The sequence below is a fragment of the Comamonas sp. B21-038 genome, assembly GCF_022387135.1.
Taxonomy (GTDB): domain Bacteria; phylum Pseudomonadota; class Gammaproteobacteria; order Burkholderiales; family Burkholderiaceae_C; genus Comamonas; species Comamonas sediminis.
In genome coordinates, this window is sequence record NZ_CP092462.1 from 3,779,993 (window position 1) to 3,797,072 (window position 17,080).

Here is a 17,080-nt window from a genome sequence, read left to right on the forward strand (position 1 = left end):
CACCCACCGCCTCAGGAAGGCGGAGGCACCACGGAGTGCAGCAGCACCGGCACATTGCCATCGCCATTGACGCTTTCCAGCTGCACGCCAAAGCCCCACAACCGCGCCGCGTGCTTGAGCACTTCCTGCACATCGTCGGCCAGCGGGCGGCCCTGGTACTGGGTGTGGCGCAGGGTCAGGCAGCGGTCGCCGCGCAGGTTCACGTTCCAGACCTGGATATTGGGCTCGCGTGCGCCCAGGTCGTACTGCTGTGACAAGGTCTGGCGCAGGTTGCGGTAGCCATCCTCGTTGTGGATCGCGCTGACCAGCAGCTCGCGTTCGCTGGCATCGTCATGGATGGAGAACAGGCGCATGTCGCGCATCAGCTTGGGGCTCAGGTACTGGCCGACAAAGCTCTCGTCCTTGTAGTTCTGCATGGCATGGTGCAGCGCCGGCAGCCAGGGCGTGCCGGCCAGATCGGGGAACCAGCGCCGGTCTTCGTCGGTCGGGTGCTCGCAGATGCGCTGGATGTCGCGGTACATCGCAAAGCCCAGTGCATAGGGGTTGATGCCGCTGTAGGCACGGTGGCCGGCAGGCGGCTGGTAGATCACATTGGTGTGCGACGACAGCCATTCGATCATCACGCCATCGGTGAGCCAGCCCTCGTCGTACAAAGTGTTGAGCAAGGTGTAGTGCCAGAAGGTGGCCCAGCCCTCGTTCATCACCTGGGTCTGGCGCTGGGGGTAGAAGTACTGGGCGATCTTGCGCACGATGCGCACCACCTCGCGCTGCCAGGGCTCCAGCAGCGGGGCATTCTTTTCGATGAAGTACAGCAGGTTTTCTTCCGGCTCCTTGGGAAAGCGCTCATGGTGCTGCACCGGGCTGTTCTTGTCGGGGCGCGCAGGCAAGGTGCGCCATAGCTCGTTGACCTGCTGCTGGGCATAGGCCTCGCGCTGCTCACGCTCGGCACGCTCGCGCGCCAGGGTTTTCTTGGACGGGCGGCGGTAGCGGTCCACCCCCAGGTTGGCCAGCGCGTGGCAGGAATCGAGCCACTGCTCCACCGTATCCAAGCCGTGCTTTTCCTCGCACTGGGCGATGAAGTCGCGGGCATACACCAGGTAGTCGATGATGCTGCCCGCATCGGTCCACATGCCGAACAGGTAATTGCCTTTGAAAAAGCTGTTGTGCCCATAGGCCGCATGGGCAATCACCAGCGCCTGCATCGCGGTGGTGTTCTCCTCCATCAGGTAGCTGATGCAGGGGTTGGCGTTGATGACGATCTCGTAGGCCAGGCCCATATGGCCGCGGCGGTAGCGGCGCTCGGTGGCCAGAAACTCCTTGCCATAGCTCCAGTGCCGGTACCCCACCGGCATGCCGACACTGGCATAGGCGTCCATCATCTGCTCGGCCGAGATCACCTCAAGCTGGTTGGGGTAGGTGTCCAGCCCGTAGCGCTCGGCGGTCTGCGCAATGGCAGCGTGGTAGCGCTCGATCAGCTCGAAGGTCCAGTCGCTGGGGTCGGGGAGCGGCTGCCGGGGCCGCTGGCCCGCAGGCCGGGGCGTGGCGGGCACATCGCGCTGCGAGCGGTCAGCGGACAATGGCACTTTCCAATGCGGGGAGCCCTTGCGCCGTGCAAGCACGGGGTATTGCGACGGATTCATACCGTGACCCCTTCCTTTTTGAACAGGTCACGGAACACCGGGTAGATATCGCCGGGCTCCGCCACCTTGCGCATCGCGAAATGCGGGAACAGAGGCAACAACTGGGTGTATTCCTGCCACAGGCTTTGCTCGTCGGGGGCCACCTGCACATAGGCAAAGTAGCGCGCCAGCGGCAGGATCTTGTCGGCCAGCAGGTTGCGGCAGTTGCCGCCATCGTCGCCAAAGTTGTCGCCGTCGCTGGCCTGGGCCACGTAGATGTTCCAGTCCGCCACCGGGTAGCGTGCGCGGATGACCTGGTCGAGCAGCACCAGCGCGCTGCTGACCACGGTGCCGCCGCTTTCAGTGGAATGGAAGAACTCGTCCTCGCCCACCTCGGCCGCCTGGGTGTGGTGGCGGATGAAGACGATCTCGATCTTCTCGTAATGGCGGGTGAGAAACAGGTACAGCAGGATGAAGAAGCGCTTGGCCAGGTCCTTGCGGGACTGGTCCATCGAGCCCGACACGTCCATCACGCAGAACATCACCGCCTGGCTGCTCGGCTCGGGCACCTTGGTGCGGCTGCGAAACCGCAGGTCCAGGGGGTCGAGAAAGGCCACCTTGCCCATGCGCGCCTGCAACCCGGCAATGCGCTGCTGCAGCTCGGCCACCACTTCGCTCGTGCCATCGTCCTGCGCCAGCAGGTCTGCCAACGTATCCTGCAGGGCCTTGAGCTCACGGTTGGGCGCCTTGGTCAGCGCGATGCGCCGGCCCAGCGCGCCGCGCATCGTGCGCAGCACGGCCAGGTTGTGCGGCGTGCCGTCATGGCTGTAGCCGGCGCGGCGCGTCTTGTATTGCAAGGTACTGGCAATGTGGGTGCGCAGCAGGCGCGGCAGCGCCAGGTCTTCAAAGAACAGTTCCATGAACTCTTCCTTGGTCAACGTGAAGGTGAAGTCGTCTTCGCCCTCCCCCCCATCGCTGGCCTGCGAGCCACCACCACCGCCGGCACCGCCCTGGGGCCGGGCGATGCGGTCGCCCCGCACATGCTCGGTATTGCCCGGATGCACGGTGTCGCGCACGCCGCCAGGGCCGTGGTGGAACACCGGCTCCTGGATGTCCTTGCGCGGGATCGTGATGGTCTCGGCCTGCTCGATGTGGCGGATGTCGCGGTTGGCAACGGCGCGGCGTACCGCCTCGGAAATCTGCGCCTTGTAGCGGCGCACGAAGCGCTCGCGGTTGCCTACCGACTTGTTCTTGCCGGAGAGCCTGCGGTCGATGATTTGCAATGCCATCTGTGCCCCCATCCATGAAGCGGCGCGTCCGGTGCCGGCGCGCCGTTCGGTCTGCTTCAGCTGCTCTTGCGCACGCGCAGGTACCACTCGCACAGCAGACGCACCTGCTTGGGGGTGTAGCCCTTGGCTTCCATGCGGGTGACAAAGTCCTCGTGCTTGCGCGCATCCTCGGCGCTGGCCTTGGCATTGAAGCTGATGACCGGCAACAGCTCTTCGGTGTTGGAGAACATCTTCTTCTCGATCACCAGGCGCAGTTTCTCGTAGCTGGTCCAGCTGGGGTTCTTGCCCTGGTTGTTGGCACGCGCCCGCAACACGAAGTTGACGATCTCGTTGCGGAAATCCTTCGCATTGGCAATGCCGGCGGGCTTTTCCACCTTCTCCAGCTCGGCGTTGAGCGCATTGCGGTCAAACACCTCGCCGGTGTCGGTATCGCGGTACTCGCTGTCCTGGATCCAGTAGTCGGCATAGGTGACATAGCGGTCAAAGATGTTCTGGCCGTACTCGCTGTAGCTTTCCAGATAGGCGGTCTGGATTTCCTTGCCGATGAACTCGGCGTAGTGCGGCGACAGGTACTCCTTGATGTAGCTGGTGTAGCGGGTCTCCACATCGGCAGGGAACTGCTCGCGCCCGATCTGCTGCTCCAGCACATACATCAGGTGCACCGGGTTGGCTGCCACCTCGGTGCTGTCGTAATTGAAGACCTTGGACAGGATCTTGAACGCAAAGCGCGTGGAGATGCCGGACATGCCCTCGTCCACGCCGGCGTAGTCGCGGTACTCCTGGTAGCTCTTCGCGCGTGGGTCGGTGTCCTTGAGGCTTTCGCCGTCATACACCTGCATCTTGCTGAAGATGCTGGAGTTCTCGGGCTCCTTGAGGCGGGTGAGCACCGCAAACTGCGCCATCATCTTGAGGGTGCCGGGCGCGCAGACCGCGCTGGCCAGCGAGGACTCGCGGATGAGTTTTTCGTAGATGCGCACCTCCTCGGACACGCGCAGGCAATACGGCACCTTGACGATGTAGACCCGGTCGAGGAAGGCCTCGTTATTGCGGTTGTTGCGGAAGGCCTTCCACTCGCTCTCGTTGCTGTGGGCGAGCACCATGCCATCGAAGGGTATGGCGCCAAAGCCCTCAGTGCCCTTGTAGTTGCCTTCCTGGGTGGCCGTCAGCAACGGGTGAAGCACCTTGATCGGTGCCTTGAACATTTCGACAAACTCCAGCAGGCCCTGGTTGGCCAGGCACAGGCCGCCCGAGTAGCTGTAGGCATCGGTGTCGTCCTGGGCATAGTTCTCCAGCTTGCGGATGTCGACCTTGCCGACCAGGCTCGAAATGTCCTGGTTGTTCTCGTCACCCGGCTCGGTCTTGGCAATACCGATCTGGCGCGAGATGCTGGGGTAGCGCTTGACGACGCGGAACTGCCGGATATCACCGCCGTATTCATCGAGGCGCTTGACGGCCCAGGGCGAGAGCACATGGTTGAGGCAACGGCGCGGAATGCCAAACTGCTCTTCAAGGACCGGTCCGTCCTCGATCGGATCGAACAGCGCCAGCGGGGATTCATTGACCGGTGAGCCCTTGAGCGAATAGAACGGCACCTTCTGGATCAGGTATTTCAGGCGCTCGGCGATCGAGCTCTTGCCGCCGCCCACCGGGCCCAGCAGGTACAGGATCTGCTTGCGCTCCTCCAGGCCCTGGGCGGCATGGCGGAAAAAGCTCACGACCTGCTCGATGGAGTCTTCCATGCCGTAGAACTCGGCAAATGCAGGGTAGCGGCGGATCACCTTGTTCGCAAACAGGCGCGAGAGATGCGGATCGTTGCGGGTGTCGATCATCTCCGGCTCCCCGATGGCCGCCAGCATGCGGTGGGCCGCCCCCTCGTAGACCATCGGGTCACGCTGGCACAGCGCAAGAAACTCGTCGAGCGACATTTCCTCCTCCCGCAGACGAACGTAGCGGGCGGCAGAGTTGCTGATGACATCCATACGACCTCCGTGGCGGCACCCAAGGGGCTGACCGTGCCGCAAACTTGTTAGGACCCCTCTGCAAAACTCTCTGCCATGGCCGCAATGCATCCATACCATTTGGCGAGGGTTTTGCAGAACCTCCCTAGGCAACCGTTATCGTGACTTGGTTTTAGCACCTTAGCGGCGCTTTGACCAGATCACTTTTCCTACACACGGATGACCACAATGCGGGCAATATTTCTGGTTACGGGGCCACTGCCTGCGCTGGCCCATAAAGGGCACGCTTCCCCTCGAGCGGCGCCGCTCCGCCTCGCGCCATGCGTGCCGGCCACAGCGGCGCTTGGCGGCTGAAGGCGGCAAGACGGCCCGCTCCTATCGTCATAAAAACGACACACCCGTGTCACACCCCTGCCATCGGCGCCGCCGATACTCCGTGCGCACCACAGAGCATGTTCGCCCGGATCTCTCATGGGCCTCTGTGGTGCATCCAACACGACATAACACCCCACGGAGTTACCGATATGAGCGCAGTGCTGACCTCGCGTCGCCGTCTTTTGCAATTTCTGGGCAGCGCACCATTGCTGCCTCTGTCCAGCTCCCTGTCGGCTGCAGGCCTGCTGACCGCCTGCGGCGGGGGTGGCGACGACGATGGCCCGACGGCGGCGTTCAAGTCGGTGAGCTTCTCCAACATGGCAGCGCCCAACCTGACCAACCCCGCAGCGATGGCCACCACCTCGACCAGCGCCGTGATGACCATCCTGTACGCCGACGACAGCAAGCGCGAAGTGGCGCTGGCCTATGAATCGTTCTTCGTCACCGGCGACATGGTGGCGGACGGCAAGGGCGGCAAGATCCTGGCCGGCGGCTACTACGACATCAACAACCAGCCAATCATCGACAAATCGGTGGCGGGCAGCGAGCGCCAGTTCTTCTCGGACTGCCCCGATGGCTCGTCGATCATCCAGGTCGCCGACGCCAAAGTGGACGGCGTCAAGGGCAAGCCCGTGTTTGCCGTCGTGCAGTTCGAGTACACCTCCAAGGACCAGTCCGGCGCCGATGCCTACGGCACCTTGCCTTCGCCGATCGCCGTGCTCACCCTGGACCAGGACCAGGACACCGGCAAGCTGAGCCTGGTCAAGTACCACAACGTCGACATGTCCAAGGCCCACGGCCTGTGGATCACCTGCGGCGCCAGCCTCTCGCCGTGGAACACCCACCTGTCCAGCGAAGAGTACGAGCCCGATGCGTTCACCGCTGCCAGCTCGGCCCAGTTCAAGGCCTTCAGCAAGCATGTGTACGGCAACGAGACCACGGCCAACCCTTACCACTACGGCCACCTGCCGGAGATCACCGTCAACAAGGACGGCACCGGCACGGTCAAGAAGCACTACTGCCTGGGCCGCATCTCGCACGAGCTGATCCATGTGATGCCCGACAACCGCACTGCGCTGATGGGCGATGACTACACCAATGGCGGCCTGTTCATGTTCGTGGCCGACAAGGAAAAAGACCTGTCCGCCGGCAACCTGTACGTCGCGCATTACACCGATGTGCTGACCGACACCTCGACCGCCAAGATGGAGTGGATCCACCTGGGCCATGCCACCAGCGCCGAGATCGAAGCGCTCGCTAACAGCCTCAAGCCGACCGACATCATGGAGTCGCTGACCGCCGACCCACAGGACCCCAGCTACACCGCGGTGTTCCTGGACGGCAAGGCCGCCTGGCTCAAGCTCAAGCCGGGTATGGAAAAGGCGGCCGCCTTCCTGGAAACCCACCGTTACGCCAACCTGGTCGGCGGCTCGATGGCCTTCACCAAGATGGAAGGCACCACCGTCAACATCAAGGACAAGGTTGCCTACTCGGCACTGGCCAACATCCAGACCTCGATGATCAACGGTGACAAGGCCTGGAATGCCAAGCACAACGTGACCTTCCCCAAGACCGTGAAGGCCGGCGGCGTGCTGGCCCATAACCTGGGCGGCGGCATCAAGGACCGCCAAGGCGCCACCATCAACAGCGAATGGGTGCCACAGCAATCGCACATGCTGATGATGGGCGAGGACATTGCCGCAGACGCACTGGGCAACACCTCCAACCCCGACAAGATCGCCAGCCCGGACAACCTGAAGTTCTCCGAAAAGATGCGCACCTTGTTCATCGGCGAAGACAGCGGCAACCACGTAAACAACTTCCTGTGGGCCTACAACGCGGACACCAAGCAGCTGTCGCGCATCCTCTCAACCCCTGCGGGCGCCGAATCCACCGGCCTGCACGCCGTGGACGAGGCCAACGGCTGGACCTACATCATGAGCAACTTCCAGCACCCGGGCGACTGGAGCGCGCTGCACGCCAAGATCAAGGACCAGCTCGATCCGCTGATCAACGCCAACTACAAGAACAAGTTTGGCGCCTCGGTCGGCTACCTGACCGGCAAGCCGCAAGCCGTGAAGCTGTAATCTGCCCACAGCGTGCGCGTGGCCACGCGCGCACGCGCTTCACAGACAACGATGCCATCCGGACGGATGGCATTTTTCATGGCCCTGCGCGACTACAAGACCGATTGCAGCCAGCGCACGATCTCACCGGGCGGCAGCGCGCCGGAGATGCGTGCGGCCTCCTGGCCGCCCTTGAACACCACCATGGTCGGAATGCTGCGGATATTGAAGGGCTGGGCCACATGCGGGTAGGCCTCGGTATCGAGCTTGGCAAAGCGCAGCCGGGGCTCCAGCTGCTTGGCGGCCAGTGCATAGCCGGGGGCCATCTGCAGGCAGGGGCCGCACCAGGGCGCCCAGAAATCCACAACGACAGGGATGTGGTTGCGCCCCAGCTGCTTGGCAAAGCTGTCGGCATCCAGCGCGACCGGTTCGCCGGTGAACAAGGGCTGGTGGCAGCTGCCGCAATCGGGCTGCTGGGCCAGCTGCGCGCGTTGCACGCGGTTGGTGGTATGGCAATGGGGGCACACGATGTGCAAGCTGTCTTCCGTCATGGGGCACTCTCCTGCCGCCCATCATAGGCAGACCTACAAGGCGCAGGTGCAGGCCAAGGCCGCATATTTCAAGCCAGGGTCAGCAGCACCGGCTGGTGGTCGGACAGCTGCGTGGCGCTGTCGCTGTGCCAGGCCTGCAGATGGCTGCTCAGGCTGCCGCTGACCAGCGCAAAATCGCAGGCCACCGGCGCGGGCCCCCAGGTGCGCTCAAACAGGCAGAAGGTGGGCGGCTGCGGCGCACTGCCATGCAGCAAGGGCCAGCTGTCATGCCACAGCGCGGATCCGTCGGTCTGCGCTGCAACCAGCGCGGCATAGGCGGGCTCGCCGGCGTGCATGTTGAAATCGCCACACAGCACCGCATGCGGGGTGTGCACTGGCGTGGTGTAAGGCGTGGCCGCCGCTGCCGCACCGGGCAGTGCCTGCAGCTGCGCAAGCGCCTCCGCATGGATTGCCCGCAGCGCCTGCACCTGGGCCATGCGCTGGCGCGCACTGTGGTACTCCAGATGCGTGCACATCACCCGCACCAGGCCCAGGGCCGGGTCGCGCACCGTCACCACCAGGCAACCCCGGGGCATGCTGACCACACCGGCCTCGGCCAGCCAAGGCAGGCGGTGCTGCGCCACCTCGGCCACCGGCAGGCGGGTGGCCACCACATTGCCAAAGCGGCGGCGCTGGCCGCTGGCATCCACCCCATCGGTGGTGGCGCCAAAGAACAGCTGCCAGCCCGGCAGCAGTGCCTGCAGCTGGGCCATCTGGTCGCCCGGTGCGCCCGCCAGTCCGCCGTGGCCCACAGCCACCTCCTGCAGGCAAAGCACATCGATGCCACCCGTGCCCGCGTCCTCGCCCATCGCCAACGCATGGCGCACGATGCGTGCCGGGTCAACCAGGCCATCGAGGCCGCAGCACCATTGCACATTCCAGGTCAGTATTTGCATGTGGAAAACTCTGTGGATAGCCGCGCCCGCTGGCGCCATCGCCCGCCATTGTGCAGCAGGGGCCAGGCGTTTTTCGTGTCAGCGCCCCAAGCCAGACCCAGCGCCCCTATAGTCGGACGATGCCCAAGCACCAAGATTCCTTTCAGATCCGCCCCGCTACCGTGGACGATGTCGCAGCCATGTTCCAGGTGCGCCTGGCCGTGACCGAGAACCGCATGACCCGTGACGCGCTGGCCACCGTCGGCGTAACCCCCGACTCCATTGCCGAGGCCATCCGCAGCGCGCCTTGCGCATGGGTCGCCACGACCGAAGGCGAAGTCGCCGGCTTTGCGATGGTGGACCTGGACAGCGCCTGCCTGTTTGCGCTGTTTGTGCGCAGCAACCACGAAGGCCGGGGCATGGGCAGCGCCCTGTGCCAGGTCTGCGAGCAGGCCTTGTTTGCGCAGCATGAAGTGGCCTGGCTGGAAACAGCCAAAACCAGCCGCGCCGCGCGCCTCTACCGCCACCTGGGCTGGGGCAACGAGAGCGATATCGGCGATGGCGATATTCGCCTGACCAAGCGGCGCGATTGACGCCGCACACCGCTGCAGGCTGGCCGGGCTTCTGCTACATTGCGCTGATGGCTCTGTGCACCACCCCCGAATTATTCGCATCGTCGAACCGACGGTGGGATAGCGCGCGGCCACGCAAGCATGCAACCCACCCTGGAGGTGGGTTTTCCGTCTCTGGGGTTCCCTTCAAGGAGATGGAATGAACACCACCCAAGCGCCTGATACCCTAGCCGGTAGCCCTAGCGGCACCCTGCACCTGCTCTGCGGAAAGATCGCGTCCGGCAAATCCACCTTGGCCCGGCAGCTGGCGGCGCAGCCCCGCACCGTGCTGGTCAGCGAAGATGCCTGGCTTGCCCAGCTCTACCCGGATGCACTGGTCTCGATCCAGGACTATGTGCTGCTGTCCGCCAGGCTGCGCGGTGCGATGCAGCCCCATGTCGTGTCGCTGCTCCAAGCGGGTACCTCCGTGGTGCTGGATTTCCCGTCCAACACCCCCAGCACCCGCGCCTGGGCGCGCAGCATGTTTGAAGCAGCGGGGGCACCGCATGCGCTGCACTGGCTGCAACTGCCCGACGAAGAATGCAAGCGCCGCCTGCAGGCGCGCAATGCCTCGGGCGAGCATCCGTTTGAAACCAGCGATGCGCAGTTTGACCTGATCAGCCAGCACTTTGTGGCACCGTCTGCGGAGGAGGGCTTTGAGCTGGTGCTGCACGGCTGATAACCGCTGCCAGCGCAAGGGGTTACACCAGCGCCCGGGCGTCCCCACGCAGCTGGAATACATTCGCATTGCAGGCGCTGTAGCCGGGGCCGGTCCAGGCCACGTGGAACATCGCTCCACCCAGACCGCTGGCGCGGGCGCAGGCAGCCTGCAGCGATGGCACATGACAAAGAACGCAGTGCCACGTTCTTGCGCCCCTGACGCGGCGTGGTGACGCGGATGCGGCCGGCGGTCGCGGCCGGGATGGCATCCAGCTCCAGCCGCAAGGCTGCTAACGCTGCCACGCAACCGTGGCAGAGGGTTCTGCTCCTGCAAACCTGGCAGCTGCGCATCACACTGCGCGGCACGCGCGATATTCCTGACTTACAGCACCACGCCAGCCCGATCCTTTGCGGACATTGACTGCTCTCTGGAACGTACTTCCCCCAAGAGCGCCGCCTTACTTGATCCCTGCCCGCATAAAGCTCTGCACAAACTGGCGCTGGAACAGGATGAAGCCGATCAGCAGCGGCGCCGAGGTCATCAACGTAGCCGCGGTGATGGTGGACCAGTCCACGCCCTGCTCCACGCTGGAGAACACCTGCAGCCCGACGGTGAGCGGGCGCGATTCCACGCTGTTGGTGATGATCAGCGGCCAGAGAAAATTGTTCCAGTGAAAGCTCACCGACACCAGCGCAAAGGCGGTGTAGACCGGCCGGGCCAGCGGCACATAGACGCGCCAGAGAATCTGCAAGGTGCTGGCCCCTTCGACACGCGCGGCCTCGTCCAGCTCCTTGGGGATGCCCATGAAGGTCTGGCGCAGCAGGAAGATTGCAAAGGCCGAGGCAAAGTATGGCAGGCCAATCGCGAACAAGGTATCGACCAGACCGAGCCGGGCCATGGTCTGGTAATTCTCCACCAGCAGGATGTCGGGCATGATCATCAGCTGCACCAGCACCAGCGCAAAGGCGATGTTCTTGCCCCGGAACTGGTAGCGCGCAAACGCAAAGGCCGCCAAGGTGGACAGCAGCAACTGCGCCGCCAGGATGAGAGCCACCAGCAAGCTCGTGTTCAGAAAGTAGCGTGCAAACGGTGCGGCATCCCAGGCCTTGCGGAAGTTCTGCAAGGTCCAGGGGGCGCTCAGGTCAAAGCGGATCGCGTAGTCGCTGGGGTGGAAGGCGGTCCAGAACGCATAGGCCAGCGGCAGAATCCACAGCAGCGCCAGCAGCCAGGCGGCAACGGTGTCCAGCCAGGTATGGCGGTAGATGACGGCAGGGGCTTGGCTGCGGCTCATTGGTAGTGCACCTTCTTGTCCAGCACAAAGAACTGGAACAGCGCCACGCTGGAGAGCACCACCACCAGCACCACGGTGATGGCCGCTGCATAGGCCGTGTCCCAGAACTTGAAGCCCACCTCATACAGGTGGTAGAGCAGCAAGGTGGTGGCATTGTCCGGGCCGCCCCGCGTCAGAATGAACACATGGTCCACCAGGCGGAAGGCATTGATCACCGCATTGACCAGCACGAACACCGTGGTCGGCATCAGCAGCGGCCACTGCACCCGGCGGAAGAAGTACCAGCGCGAGGCACCCTCGATCGCGGCTGCTTCCTTCAGGCTGGGGTTGAGCGTTTGCAGCGCTGCCAGGTAGAAGATCATGAAAAAACCGGCTTCCTTCCACACCGCCACCAGGGTGATCGCCCCCAGCGCGGTGGACGGGCTGCCCAGCCAGTTGTGCGACGGCAGGCCCAGCGCGCCGGTGACCTGCTCCAGCAGGCCGTACTGCGGCGTGTAGAAGAACAGCCAGATATTGGCCACCGCAATCATCGGCAGCACCGTGGGCGTGAAATACGCCATGCGCACAAAGGTGCGCCCGGCGATGCGCTCGTTCACCCAGACGGCCATCAGCAGCGCCAGGCCGATGGAGGCGGGAATCGTGGCCGCCGCAAACCAGAGGTTGTTGCGCACCGCCTGCCAGAACACCGGGTCCTCGGCCATGGCCTGGTAGTTCTCGGCCCCCACCCACACTGCGGCACGCGCGCCCTTGGGGGTGGAGTAAAAGCTGTCGATCAAGGTCGCCACTGCGGGCCAGTGGGTGAAAGCGACCAGCAGCACCAGCGCAGGCAGCAGCAGCAACCAGGCGTGGATGCTGCGCTGGCCGCTGCCGGCCATGGACGAGGAAGAAGCGCTCATGCGTTGGGTGTCTCTCAATGGGGCGGGATGGCTCCCCCACCCTGCCCCGGCATGGCCTGCAAGCGAGCCACGCCGGGTACGGCTTTACTGGTAGCTGCGCAGGATGCGGTCGGCCTCCTTCTGCGCATCCTTCATCGCCTGCGCCGAGGTCTTGGTGCCGTTCAGCGCAGCCTGCACCGCGTCGTTCAGCACCTTGGTCACACGCTGGTTGTCATGCGTGGAGAACTCGGCCACCGAGACGGGCAACTGGTCGCGGGCGACCAGCGCCTGCGGGAACTCCTGGCCGTATTTCTTCAGCGCCGGCGTGTCATAGGCCGCAGGCGATACGGCCACATAGCCGCTGTCCATGCTCCACTGCGCAGCGCGCTCGGGCTGGGTCACCCACTTGGCAAATTCGAAAGCGGCCTGCTGCTGCTCCTTGGGTGCCTTCTTGAAGATGTAGAAGTTGCCGCCACCGGTGGGCGAGCCGCCCTTGCGCACATGGCCTGCAATCTGGCCGACCCCGAAATCGAACTTGGCATTGGCCTTGATATTGGTCAGGTTGCCGGTGGTGGTGACGATTATCGCGGCCTTCTTCTCCAAAAAGTCCTTCGGCGTCGTGCCCCACTCGATCACGCCCTTGGGGTGCACGCCTTCCTTGGTCAGGTTGACCCAGTAGTCCAGCGCCTCGATCACCTTGGGGTTGTCGAAGCTGACCTTGGTGCCCGCCTCGTTGGCCAGCAGCACATCGTTCGGGGTGGTCAGGGTCTGCAGCATCCAGTATGCAAATCCGGTCGATGGGATCTGGATGCCGTACTGGGTCACATTGCCGCTGGCGTCTTTCTTGGTGAGCTTCCTGGCCGCCTCGCTCAGCTCCTTCCAGGTGGCAGGGGCCTTGTTCGGGTCCAGGCCGGCCTCCTTGAAGGCGTCCTTGTTGTAGTACATCACCACGGTGGAGCGCTGGAAAGGCACGCCCCAGGTCTTGCCACCCGTCTGGCTGTTGGCCATGAAGGCGGGGTAGAAGCCCTTGAGCCAGGCCTTGTCGGCATCGGTCTTCGCGAAGTCGTCGATCGGCACGATGGCGTCGTCGTCGATCAGCGTGAACATGTCGGTCGACAGCAGCACCGAGGTGGCCGGTGCCTTGCCCGACTTGTTGGCGGTGAGCGCCTTGACAATGGTTTCCTGGTAGGTGCCCGCGTAGATCGGCGTGATCTTGTACTGCGGATGCGCCTTGTTGAAGTCATTGGCGTAGCCGTCGATCACCTTGGTGATTGGGCCGCCCACGGCCACGGGGTAGTAGAAAGGCACTTCCAGCGGATCGGCCGCATGCGCGAGGCCCGCACCCAGGCTGAGCATGGCGGCGGCCGATGCGGCCAGGGTCTTCAAAAACATATTGCGTTGCACGGAATCACTCCTCGGGTTGAGCGCCTGCCTGCAGGCGCTGCTCAAACAGACCAGTCAAAGAAAAAAGGGTCACCTCAGGCCATGCGCAGGCCATCAGCATCGAAGAAATGCATGTCTTCCGCACGCCAGGCCAGGCGCAGCGCCTGCCCCACGGCCGCTGCCTGCTGGCCGGGTGCGCGCACCGTGATCTGCTCGCTGCCAATCGCGCAGCGCAGCACCACATCGGCGCCCAGGTATTCCAGGCCGATCACCTGCGCATCTACGCCTTCGGCTGCCAGGCACTGCACCGCCTCGGGCCGCAAGCCCAGTGCCGCAGCACCGGCCGGCGCTGGCACCTGCACCTGGCTGCCGGCAATCGCGCCATCGCTGAGCCGCAGCAAATTCATCGCGGGTGTGCCGATAAAGCGTGCCGCAAATGTGCTGGCGGGGCGGGCGTACATCTCGCGCGGCGTCGCGCATTGCTCGACCCGGCCCTGGTGCAGCAGCACCACCTGGTCGGCCATGCTCATCGCTTCGGTCTGGTCATGGGTGACATAGACAACGGTCAGCCCCAGGCGCTGCTGCAGCTCGCGCAGCTCGGCACGCATCTCCTGGCGCAGCTGGGCATCCAGGTTCGACAGCGGCTCATCCATCAGGCAGACATGGGCCTGCGCCACCAGTGCCCGGCCCAGCGCCACACGCTGCTGCTGGCCGCCCGAGAGCTGGCCCGGCTTGCGGTCCAGCAGGTGCGCCAGTCCCAGCAGCCCGGCCGCATCCTTCAAGCGCTTGTCAGCCTCGGCCCTGGGCACCTTGCGCACCGCCAGCCCAAAGCCGATGTTCTCGGCCACCGACAGATGCGGGAACAGCGCATAGTTCTGGAACACCATCGCAATGCCGCGCTGCGCAGGGGGCAGCTGCGTCACATCGCGCCCTCCAATCAGCACCTGGCCGGCACTGGCCGTCTCCAGCCCGGCAATGATGCGCAGGGTCGTCGATTTGCCGCAGCCCGAAGGGCCGAGCAGCACGCAAAAGCTGCCCGGCGCGATCTGCAGATCGACCGAATGCAGCGCCGTGGTGCTGCCCCAGGATTTGGCAACCTGCCGTAACTCAATGCTTGACATCGCGCCAGTGTATGAAAGCGGGATGACAATTTGTTTACAAGCTTTCCCTTAGCTGACAAGCCGCTCCAGCGAAAGCGAAGCATCCACTCCCTGGATTCGCTTACAACCATGACAATGCTGCGGCGCAGCACCGTCGCTGCACCTCCACGGGAGATTATTTACAGCCAGCGCGCAATCCCGGCCGCCAGCAGGCTCAACACCACCGTGGTTGCAATCGGCAGCCACAAGGTTCTGCCAAACAGCCGGATCTCAAAATCCCCCGGCAAGCGCCCCAGCCCCAGCTTGCGCAGTAGGGCCGCAAAGCCGTTGAGCAGCAGCAGCGCCAGGAAAATCACAATCAGCCAGCGGATCATCGCTAGGCCTCCATAGGACTAAGGGCCAGAGCGCTCATCATGCGGCGCGGTAGACCTGCTCGCCGGCAATCCAGGTCTCCTGCACGCGCAGGCTGCCAATGTCGGCGGCGGGCACCGTGAAGATATCGCGGTCCAGCACCGCAAAGCTGGCTTCAAAGCCGGGTGCAATCTGGCCGAGCCGGCCCTCGAACGGCGACAGGCTGGCCGCGCGTGCGGTGTAGAGCAGCAGGGCCTGCGGCACGGTCAGCGCCTGGCTGTCCACAATGGGGGCGCCATTGTAGGCGCGGCGCTGCACGGCGGCCTGGATGGAGACAAAGACATTGTCCGGATCGGCCCAGGTGGTGGCCGGCGCGTCGGACGACAGCGCGACATGGTCGATCTCCTCGTAGAAGGTCTTGAGCGCATAGGACTGGTCGAACTCCGATGCCACCAGGTTTTCGGTATAGGCCTCGTACTCGGCAAACATGAAGATGATCTGCGTGGCCACGCCCCACTGCATCGGCATGGCGTTCATCTGCGCAATCTGCGCGGGCTTGAGCAAGGTGGCATGCTCCAGCCGCACCGACGGCACGCCGGCGGGCAGCCAGGGCTTTTTATCGGCAAAGAAGTCGATCACCAGCTGCAGGGCCGCATCGCCCATCGCATGCACGGCCATCTGCGCGCCGTTGGCGACCGACCATTCGTAGGCCTGCGCCAGCGCCGCGCTGCTGAGCAAGGACATGCCAAACAGGCTGCCCGTGTGCTTGTAGGCACAGCTGCACCAGGCCGTCTTGCCGGAGATCGAGCCATCAGCAAACAGCTTGATGCCGGCGATCTTGATGCGGCCATTTTTTTGCGCGGCCTGCAGCCCTGCTGACAGATCGCCCTTGCAAGGCTCCCAGGAAAAATACAGCGCCGCCTGCTGCTTGAAGCCGGCTTGCGCGGCATCGCGGTAGACATCGAGGTGGTGGAAGGGCTGGGTGAAGGCCATCATGTCGGTCACCGCAACAATGCCGCGCTCGCTGAAGCGCTGCGAGGTGCGCGCCAGGCTGCCCACGGCCTGCGCATAGTCCAGCACCGCCTTGGCGCGCTGCACCACACTGTTGGCCGCCAGCTCGGTCAGCACGCCATTGGGCGTGCCATCGGCATCGCGGCCAAAATGGCCACCAATGGGGTCGGGCGTGTCCCTGCCAATGCCCGCCAGCGCCAGCGCACGGCTGTTGCAAATACCCGAGTGGCAATCGGAGCGGCCCACATAGACCGGCTGCGTGGCCGACACCAGATCCAGGTCATGGCGCGTGGGCGTACGCCCTTCCTTCAGCTTGGACTCGTCATAGCCCCAGCCCTCAATCCAGTCGTTGGGTCCGAGCCCCGCCTTGGGGTGCTTCTTCAGCGCCGCAATCAGCCCCGGAATGTCTTCGACCAGCGGCACCGTGCAAGGCACCGCATCGACGATCTGCGACAAGAACGTGGGATGCGTATGCACATCCACAAACCCCGGCACCACCGTTCGCCCCTGCAAATCCACCTGCCGATCCGCCACCGGCTGCGCCGCATCGCCCACATGCCCCACCCAGCGCACCACCCCATCCGCCACCACAAAAGCCGTCGCGAAATCGCTCTCGCTGCGGCCGGTAAAAACATGGGCGTGGGTGAACAGGCAAGAGGACATGACAAGGGCTGCAAAAGCAAAGACGGCCAAGAAGCCGCCATTGTCCGCGATTGCAAGAACCACCCAGCAAACAGCCGACCCGGATGTTCCAAGCCACCAGCCAAACAGCAAGCACAGCACCAAGGCCACACATTGAATGCGGCTGTTCAGAACAACCAACTACGCAGCAAGCGCAGCGCCCGAACCACCACCACCAATGGCGAGATGGGCGCGCAGGCGCGGCGTCGGGGGCGCAGACAATACGCCTGTATGGCAAGCCCCCGCAACAAAGCCTGCGCGCCCATATCGCCACCCCAAAACGAAAACTGCCAACGCCCCAAACAACTACAGCACCGCCAGGGAAGCCCACCCAACAGCGGATT

Annotated in this window: 15 protein-coding genes; 3 read left to right on the forward strand and 12 right to left on the reverse strand. The window is 64.1% G+C overall.

Features of this window, described 5'->3' with window-relative positions; genetic code table 11:
* Window positions 1-11: 11 nt before the first annotated feature.
* The 3 genes from MJ205_RS17325 to MJ205_RS17335 are packed head-to-tail and all read right to left on the reverse strand — an operon-like array spanning window position 12 to window position 4,887.
* Window positions 12-1,640, reverse strand: a complete 1,629-nt coding sequence (locus MJ205_RS17325) for a SpoVR family protein (RefSeq protein WP_239809597.1) — start codon at window positions 1,638-1,640, stop codon at window positions 12-14.
* Window positions 1,637-2,908 carry a YeaH/YhbH family protein gene (locus MJ205_RS17330; protein WP_239809598.1) on the reverse strand — a complete coding sequence of 424 codons (1,272 nt, stop codon included), beginning with the start codon at window positions 2,906-2,908 and terminating at the stop codon, window positions 1,637-1,639. Before MJ205_RS17330 ends, MJ205_RS17325 begins: the two co-directional genes overlap by 4 nt.
* A gap of 56 nt (window positions 2,909-2,964) precedes the next feature.
* Window positions 2,965-4,887, reverse strand: coding sequence for a PrkA family serine protein kinase (locus MJ205_RS17335; protein WP_239809599.1), 1,923 nt, complete (start codon window positions 4,885-4,887; stop codon window positions 2,965-2,967).
* 503 nt (window positions 4,888-5,390) lie between these two features.
* On the opposite strand from MJ205_RS17335, the gene MJ205_RS17340 reads away from it, so the two are divergent.
* A complete protein-coding gene (locus tag MJ205_RS17340) occupies window positions 5,391-7,328 on the forward strand; it encodes a PhoX family protein (RefSeq protein ID WP_239809600.1) in 1,938 nt (645 codons plus the stop codon).
* Between the two features lie 92 nt (window positions 7,329-7,420).
* Here the strand turns inward: MJ205_RS17340 and trxC are convergent, their stop codons facing one another.
* Both trxC and MJ205_RS17350 read right to left on the reverse strand, forming a co-directional pair.
* Window positions 7,421-7,858 (reverse strand): thioredoxin TrxC, encoded by a 438-nt coding sequence (trxC, locus tag MJ205_RS17345; protein WP_021028739.1) that lies wholly within the window; start codon window positions 7,856-7,858, stop codon window positions 7,421-7,423.
* 68 nt (window positions 7,859-7,926) lie between these two features.
* Window positions 7,927-8,793, reverse strand: a complete 867-nt coding sequence (locus MJ205_RS17350; RefSeq protein ID WP_239809601.1) for an endonuclease/exonuclease/phosphatase family protein — start codon at window positions 8,791-8,793, stop codon at window positions 7,927-7,929.
* Window positions 8,794-8,912: 119 nt separating this feature from the next.
* Here MJ205_RS17350 and MJ205_RS17355 point away from each other — a divergent pair, with 119 nt between their 5' ends.
* Both MJ205_RS17355 and MJ205_RS17360 read left to right on the forward strand, forming a co-directional pair.
* Complete coding sequence (locus MJ205_RS17355) at window positions 8,913-9,365, forward strand: GNAT family N-acetyltransferase (protein ID WP_239809602.1); 453 nt, start codon at window positions 8,913-8,915, stop codon at window positions 9,363-9,365.
* 178 nt (window positions 9,366-9,543) lie between these two features.
* A complete protein-coding gene (locus tag MJ205_RS17360; protein ID WP_239809603.1) occupies window positions 9,544-10,062 on the forward strand; it encodes an AAA family ATPase in 519 nt (172 codons plus the stop codon).
* A 22-nt stretch (window positions 10,063-10,084) separates the two neighbouring features.
* Here the strand turns inward: MJ205_RS17360 and MJ205_RS17365 are convergent, their stop codons facing one another.
* The 7 genes from MJ205_RS17365 to MJ205_RS17395 form a co-directional block, all read right to left on the reverse strand.
* The gene (locus tag MJ205_RS17365; RefSeq protein WP_239809604.1) at window positions 10,085-10,225 is read right to left on the reverse strand and encodes a hypothetical protein; all 141 of its coding nucleotides are present in this window, start codon (window positions 10,223-10,225) and stop codon (window positions 10,085-10,087) included.
* Window positions 10,226-10,501: 276 nt separating this feature from the next.
* Window positions 10,502-11,335: a carbohydrate ABC transporter permease gene (locus MJ205_RS17370; RefSeq protein WP_239809605.1), complete on the reverse strand. Its 834-nt coding sequence runs from the start codon at window positions 11,333-11,335 to the stop codon at window positions 10,502-10,504.
* Complete coding sequence (locus tag MJ205_RS17375; RefSeq protein WP_239809606.1) at window positions 11,332-12,231, reverse strand: carbohydrate ABC transporter permease; 900 nt, start codon at window positions 12,229-12,231, stop codon at window positions 11,332-11,334. The genes MJ205_RS17370 and MJ205_RS17375 overlap by 4 nt, the downstream gene beginning before the upstream one ends.
* An 84-nt stretch (window positions 12,232-12,315) precedes the next feature.
* Window positions 12,316-13,602 (reverse strand): ABC transporter substrate-binding protein, encoded by a 1,287-nt coding sequence (locus MJ205_RS17380; protein ID WP_446715090.1) that lies wholly within the window; start codon window positions 13,600-13,602, stop codon window positions 12,316-12,318.
* A gap of 86 nt (window positions 13,603-13,688) precedes the next feature.
* Window positions 13,689-14,714 carry an ABC transporter ATP-binding protein gene (locus MJ205_RS17385; protein WP_239809608.1) on the reverse strand — a complete coding sequence of 342 codons (1,026 nt, stop codon included), beginning with the start codon at window positions 14,712-14,714 and terminating at the stop codon, window positions 13,689-13,691.
* A 158-nt stretch (window positions 14,715-14,872) separates the two neighbouring features.
* The gene (locus MJ205_RS17390; RefSeq protein WP_021028510.1) at window positions 14,873-15,067 is read right to left on the reverse strand and encodes a DUF2905 family protein; all 195 of its coding nucleotides are present in this window, start codon (window positions 15,065-15,067) and stop codon (window positions 14,873-14,875) included.
* Window positions 15,068-15,104: 37 nt separating this feature from the next.
* Window positions 15,105-16,718 carry an amidohydrolase gene (locus MJ205_RS17395; RefSeq protein WP_239809609.1) on the reverse strand — a complete coding sequence of 538 codons (1,614 nt, stop codon included), beginning with the start codon at window positions 16,716-16,718 and terminating at the stop codon, window positions 15,105-15,107.
* Window positions 16,719-17,080: the final 362 nt, after the last annotated feature.